The 6851-nt window shown below is 60.3% G+C and carries 6 protein-coding genes; 4 read left to right on the top strand and 2 right to left on the bottom strand.

Annotated features, from left to right (window positions below; translation table 11 throughout):
- The 3 genes from HS122_15260 to HS122_15250 form a co-directional block, all read left to right on the top strand.
- A partial coding sequence (locus tag HS122_15260) for a hypothetical protein (GenBank protein MBE7539754.1) occupies positions 1-1159 on the top strand: 1159 nt, incomplete at its 5' end.
- Complete coding sequence (locus HS122_15255) at positions 1156-1434, top strand: hypothetical protein (protein ID MBE7539753.1); 279 nt, start codon at positions 1156-1158, stop codon at positions 1432-1434. The genes HS122_15260 and HS122_15255, both read left to right, overlap by 4 nt.
- A 260-nt stretch (positions 1435-1694) precedes the next feature.
- Entirely contained in the window at positions 1695-1976 is a 282-nt protein-coding gene (locus tag HS122_15250) for a Uma2 family endonuclease (protein ID MBE7539752.1), read from the top strand.
- A 645-nt stretch (positions 1977-2621) separates the two neighbouring features.
- Here the strand turns inward: HS122_15250 and HS122_15245 are convergent.
- Positions 2622-3854 (bottom strand): hypothetical protein, encoded by a 1233-nt coding sequence (locus tag HS122_15245; GenBank protein MBE7539751.1) that lies wholly within the window; start codon positions 3852-3854, stop codon positions 2622-2624.
- 233 nt (positions 3855-4087) lie between these two features.
- Between HS122_15245 and HS122_15240 the strand changes: the two genes are divergently transcribed.
- Positions 4088-5596, top strand: a complete 1509-nt coding sequence (locus tag HS122_15240; protein MBE7539750.1) for a sulfatase — start codon at positions 4088-4090, stop codon at positions 5594-5596.
- Positions 5597-5603: 7 nt separating this feature from the next.
- Here HS122_15240 and tgt read toward each other — a convergent pair whose 3' ends face one another.
- A complete protein-coding gene (tgt, locus tag HS122_15235; protein MBE7539749.1) occupies positions 5604-6752 on the bottom strand; it encodes a tRNA guanosine(34) transglycosylase Tgt in 1149 nt (382 codons plus the stop codon).
- Positions 6753-6851: the final 99 nt, after the last annotated feature.

The raw sequence follows: 6851 nt of genomic DNA, 5'->3' as shown, positions 1-6851 counted from the left end.
CCCGGTCGTGGGCAGGTTTCTGACCGCGGACCCGTTCGTCGGCGATGCGAACGACGGACAGGAGTACAACAGGTATTCGTATGTCGCGAACAACCCGCTGGGATTCACGGATCCGAGCGGATACCGCAAGTTCAGCGATGTTTTGAAGCAGGCGTTTTTCCTAGGGCCGCACATTTTGGCGATGCCCGAGTACTGGTTCGCTCCCAAGGCGTTCAACCAATACTATGGCCAGGTGACAGGCCTCGCAATCGCTGCCGTGGTAACCTATTTTGCAGGCCCGGCCGCCGGAGGCATGGCCGGGGGCACCTATTCCGGTTTCGCCGGAAGCTTGTTGAACGGAGGCAGCATCGGAGACGCCTTCAAGGCCGGAGCGATCGGAGGAGCAATCGGAGCGGCTACCGGCGGCATTGCAGGCAAGTTTGGTATTGGCGACATTCCCACGGACGCACGCGAATACGTCAGGCAACTCGCTGCGGTGTCCGCAATGGGCGGCGTTGCAGGAGGAGTTAGTGCTGAATTGCAAGGTGGCCAGTTTCACCATGGATTCCGCACTGGAGCAATTTATGGAGCAGCCGGTTACGTCACTTTCACGGGACTAAACACCTACCTCCGCGAGCAAGGAGTACCGATGTTTCCAGATGGCGGGTCGCGAAACCCGGCTGACTACGATCGTGTCACGACAAACGGAATCATGGGGGATAGAGCCGCAATGCAGATCAGATTAGACACCGCGAAGCTCCCAACTATTGGGTACTTCAACCCATCGCAAGGTATCATCAACGACTTGGTGCAGTCATTCTGGCAGAAGATTGCATTCGGCGTCGGAGACTCGTTGGCGGCCGGTTTTCGAAGGCTGACATTTCAGATGGCAAGCGGTCCGCTCATGATTACAGCTCACAGTCAAGGAACGTTGACAGTGACCAATGCGATCCTGCAGGGCGGCGTGCCGCGTGGTTCGACATTGAACCTGAGAAGCCCGGCGATCAGCTATCCGCGTGCGTGGCTAGCCGGTCGAATCAACGGCGGCACGATGAATTACATCCAGCCTTGGGGCGATGGCGCAAATCTCTGGGGACCGTCGCTCAACCCTATCAAATACGCGTCAGGATTGGCCGACATCCTCGCACGCGCCAAAATCCACACCGGAAACTACCCATGAAAAATCTATTCCTTGTTGGCCTTCTGATTGCATGCCTCCCAGGATGTACTGCGGTGCCGCCCTATGACGAAGTCGACTACGGAAAGACTGCGGATGGAAAGACTTATTTGCGGGATACGCAGCGCACGTGGAGCGTACTTAGCCGCGAAACAGATGAGGCGATTGCTCGCGAGTCAAAGGGCAAGCCACCCGGTGGCGCAATGAAGTCGTGGAACGAGAATTGGCTGCGAGTGCTCCGGAACATCCGAGAGGGCAAACAAGAAAACCCTGAATAATACGTCGCCTACATCGTGGAACAACGCCGTAGGGCCGGGCTGCCCGAGATCGTTTCTCCGGAGCCCGAGAAATCGTCGAGTCCCGAAAAGCCCAATCCCCCACCGACGAAGAAGAATGAGCGAGGCGACACGAAAAACCTGTTTGGTCGCGGATCATATCAATAATGCACCAGTCGCACGCGTTCACGCACAATGCGAAACCTAGTGGCACACATCGCGCCTGCCCCCGTTTGCTGGTGGGGAATGATCCGGGGACATAGGTGAGGCTGGAGATCGCACGGGATGACATTTTCTATTATCCCGATGTCATCGTGACGTGCGATCCGGAGGACTCGCAGCGCTATTACGAGACCCGTCCTCAGTTCATCGCCGAAGTATTCTCGCCGGAGACGGAGCGCTTCGACCGGTGCGAGAAATTCCTCAGCTACATCCGGCTGCCAAGTTTGAGCGAGTACCTGCTGGTGAGCCAGAGCACCCCCCCTGTCGACACTGTTCCGCCGGGAACGGGATTGGGAGCCGGAACACCTCGGCATGGGTCATGAGCTGGTCCTGCCGTCGCTGCAGTTCCGTCTGCCGATCTCGAGCCTCTATGCCGGGGTGAACCTGACGTGAGCCCAGGCGCGGAAGCGCACTCTCCGACGCGGGGAAGACTCACAATTGGAACTGTCCAGAAACGGTCACTGTCCAGCGTCCCCTGACAGATCAGGAGTTGCACGCAGTTTGACCGAAATCTCCCATGCGTTGCCGCAATGAGCGACGGGGGCCGAACCATCCAAGCAGGCGGACCATTCGTCAGCCCTCCCGCGAGCGCTCCGCGCGGAGTTCCTCAACCGCATCGTGTTTAGGCGCCCACGACGCCCCGGCCCCGAGCAAACGCTGAGCGAGATCGGCTCGCTTGGGGATGATGCGGACGATCAATTCGTTCTCAGTAGCCTCGAAAGGGACCCATTCCAAACGACAACCCGGCGAAATTCCAAAACGTCGAGAGAGTTCGGCCGGAATGGAAACCCTGTTTTTCGAGGTCACGATCGATCGCATCGATAAACAAGACTGCAGAGGAGGCCTTGTATCAAGTGCAACGCTGTGAAGGCCAATCAGTGGTCACGAATAGCGTTCCAATGCGCTTACGCAGCCTCCGTTCGATACTTCAGAGAAGTTTCAAAAGCCCAAACCTCCGCTGTCGCCACTCAGTCCGCGGAACGAACCAAGTCTCCAACAAACACCCGATGGGCCTGGGGAACTCCACCGACGGGCTTGTTGAAATAAACATATCGGCCGTCGCGTGAAAACGCCGGGTTTACATGCGTCCGCATTCTCCACACAGGCCCCGGCGGCTCCCGCATGAGTATTGCCAGCGGCTCCGTGCTGCCCACCCGGTACAGCGTGATGATGACCGGTTCGGTTTCGTACTGGCTGTCCGTGGCTATGAACTTCCTGTCAGGGGATATGCCGGGATGATTTCCAACACCGGCCAGCACCCGGAGAATGTTTCCATCCCTGTCCCACAGCTTCGCACGAAAGCGCGGTCCGCCATCCGCCGGTTTCGCAGCAAACTCGTGGCCAAAGATGGTTGAGTCATCAAACCATTGCTGATGCAGCGGCTTTCGCGGTCCACCGAAAAGCCTGACATCCGTGCCATCGACACGGCACGTCACCAGGTGCTGTTTGCCCAGTTCGGTATCCAGCCTTATCGAAAGAAGCGTTCCACGGGGACTGAGCTGTGCATGGAAATAGTTCCATTCACGCGGATCATCGCTTCCATCCAGCCGATCCTTCAACCCTCCAAGATCCCGTTCGGCATCGATGATTTTCGTGATCCCGCCCGCCTTGTACAGGTAGATTCCATTCGAACCCAGACTGCTGCCCTTGGGATACTGCCGCTTGTCAACGGACATCGCAATGCATCCATCCGGTGCGTCGCCGTGACCAATGTACGCCTCGATCGGCCCCTTCAAAACGCGCCCGCTCCGATCGACGATGTACGTGACCGGCAAATCCTGCTCATAGGCCAGATAGCCGAGCGTGTCGTTGTCGAGCCAGATCACACCGGCGCCGTCCTCCCACCGGATGTTTTCGATGTCCCTAATCTTGACATGATGCTTGCGGTCAATGTCGCACAGGTACAGGCCCCCGCCTGAAAACTTGGATCCACCCGCAACCGGTCGTCCGTCATACAGCACATACGCGATCGTCCGCCCATCCGGGCTTTCCGGACAGGTGCCGAAATAGCCGATTTCCGACGCACGGTCCGCTGCTGAGATTCTCTCGTGAGGTCCGACGACCGGCGGCAGAGTCGCCGCCTCGGCGACCGCGGGTTGCAGGGCCGCGACAAAAAGCACCACCCATGCGAGCGGGCGGTGAAAACGTGATGCGATGCGCGAGCGGATCACTTCAGGTGAAGAGTCAACTTGATGTTCCATGGAGCGGGTATGCAGGGGCGGGCGCGCCACCAAAAACCGCCATTCATGCCATGGCAAGGCTGTCGTCGCTTGATCTGTAAAGCATCCCAGGAATTGGGGTTGTACACCCGCAGAAACGCGGGTTATCCCTGTAAGCTTCGTTCAACCGGCGCAGATCGCTCCGACCTCCGAGCTGCATCAACTGCGCCCCAACCCACCACGCCCACGAATCCGACACATCCATCCATCCACCCATGCACCCTGCGAAATCCTTGAGAACCTGCCCGCTCCTCCTTGCCCTGCTGCTCGCATTGAGCACGGCGATCCACGCCGCGCCGCGCAATGTCATCTTCATCCTCGCCGACGATCATCGCTACGACGCCATGGGCTTCGTCGGGCATCCCTTTCTCGAGACACCCAACCTCGACTCACTCGCCCGCAACGGCGCCTACCTCAAGAACGCCGTTGTCACCACCGCGCTCTGCTCGCCGAGCCGCGCGTCGATCCTCACCGGGCTCTACGCGCACAACCACGGTGTCATCGACAACAACAACCCCGTGCGCGGTGACCTGCTGTTCTTCCCGCAGGTGCTGCAGCGCGCCGGGTACCGCACCGGCTTCTTCGGCAAGTGGCACATGGGCGGGGGCGACGCCGGTCCCCAGCGCGGATTCAACCGCTGGGTGAGTTTTCGCGGACAGGGGGAATACTGGCCCGACAACCGCGGCACCGACCACGTGTCCAAGGGTGCCACGAACCAGCTCAATGTGGACGGCAAGCTCGTGCCCCAGAAGGGCTACATCACCGATGAACTGACCGACTACGCGGTCGACTGGCTGAAGAGCATGCCCAAGGACCAGCCGTTCTTCCTCTACCTTTCCCACAAGGCCGTTCACTCGCAGTTCGTGCCCGCCCCCCGCCATGTCGGTCGCTACAAGAACAAGCCGATTCCGGTGCCCGAATCGCGCGATCATCACGAACACGCGCCGATGTGGGTCCAGAACCAGCGCAACTCCTGGCATGGCGTCGACTTCCCCTACCACACCGACCTCAACATCGAGAACTACTACCGCAGCTACTGCGAAACACTGCTCGCCGTCGACGACAGCGTCGGCCGCGTGCTGGCGGCCCTGAAGGATCGCGGGCAGCTCGAGGACACGCTTGTCGTATACGCGGGCGACAATGGTTTCGCCTTCGGCGAACAGGGTCTGATCGACAAGCGCACCGCCTACGAGGTATCCATGCGCGTGCCTCTGATCATGCAGTGCCCTTCCGTCATCAAGCCCGGCACCGTGGTCAATGAAGTGGTCGCCAACATCGACTTCGCCCCCACCTTTCTCCAGGCCGCCGGCGTCAGGGAAACGATGCCGAACATTGACGGCCACAGCTTCTGGCCGATCATGAAGGGCGAGCGGATGAACTGGAACAACGAGGTGCTCTATGAATATTTCTGGGAGCGCAATTTTCCCCAGACACCCACCCTGCACGCCATTCGGGACGGCCGCTACAAGTACATCCACGTTCACGGCCTCTGGGACATCGACGAATTCTACGATCTCGCCAATGATCCCGGCGAGACGAAGAACCTGATCTTCGAACCGTCACTGCAGAGCCTGATCCAAAGCTACAACAAACGGCTCTTCTCGCGCCTCGAGGCCTCCCACGGCACGGAAATGCCGCTGCGTCCGGACATCGGCCATCCTCAAAACCTGCGGCGCGCCAGCGGCAGCCCGGCGGCGAAGTTCCCGCCCGAACTGATGCGCTGATTGCCCGTCAGCCCCCTTTGCCAGCCGCGCCGGCTTCGTACCGTTCGATCCAGGCGCGGCTCCAGGGCATGAAGTCACCCGCCTCAATGTGGGCCCGCGCCTGCCCCATGAGATCAATGTAGAAATGCAGGTTGTGGATTGTCAGCAGCGTGCCCGCTAGCATCTCGCCCGCGAGCTGCAGGTGGCGCAGATACGCGCGTGAGAAGCGGCGCGTGTAATTGTCCAAGCCCTCAACAAGCGGACGGGGATCCCTGCGAAAGCGCTCGTTTCGAATGTTCATCGGTCCATCCGCCGTGAACACCAGGCCGTTCCTCGCCACGCGCGTCGGCATCACGCAGTCAAACATGTCGACGCCGAGAGCCACCATCTTCAGGAGCTGCGGTGGCGTCCCAAGTCCCATCACATACCGTGGCTTTTCCTTCGGCAGAAACGGCGTTGTGGCGCCAACCTGCTTGAGCATCTCCGGCTCCGGCTCGCCCACACTCACACCTCCCACAGCATAGCCCGGAAAATCAAGCGCCGCCAGCGCCTCCGCGGCCTCGCGTCTGAGGTCGTCAAACGTCGACCCTTGCACAATTGCGAAGACATGGTGGCCCGCCGCCAGAAATCCGCTGTCGACGGCGATCTGCCTGCACTGGGATGCCCACCGGTGGCTGCGCGCGACAGCCGCGGCGCAGGCGTCCTTTTCACAGGGCCAGGGCGGGCATTCGTCAATGACCATGGCGATGTCGCTCCCAAGGTTGCGCTGGATCGTCATCACCTCCCGCGGCCCAAGGAAAAGCCGCGCGCCGTCGACGTGCGATTGAAACGCAATGCCGTCGTCGCGAATCTCCCTCAGCTTCGCCAGCGAGAAAACCTGAAAGCCCCCGCTGTCGGTCAGGATCGGGCCGTCCCATCCCATGAACGCATGAAGCCCTCCAAGATCGCGCACGAGGTCGCTGCCGGGCCTGAGGTTGAGGTGATAGGTGTTGCCGAGAATGATCCGGGCGCCGATCTCGTGCAGATGCGCCGGGGTGACGGCCTTGACGGTTCCCTGTGTGCCCACCGGCATGAACACCGGTGTCTCAACCACGCCATGGCGGGTGCGCAGGCGGCCACGACGAGCGGCGCTCGCGGAATCGGTGACAAGCAGTTGGAAATGCGCGGCCTCTGACATCAGAGGCCACCGAACATGACCTCGGGTGAGGTGGCAATCCCTCGCTTCAGGTCAAACATTCGTTCTCGCCTTTCTCATCGCTCCGTCTCGCATGGAGCC

This window comes from Opitutaceae bacterium (assembly GCA_015075305.1).
Lineage (GTDB): Bacteria > Verrucomicrobiota > Verrucomicrobiia > Opitutales > Opitutaceae > UBA6669.
The sequence above is the reverse complement of the archived record's forward strand: the minus strand, read 5'-3'. Positions and strand labels throughout refer to the sequence as shown.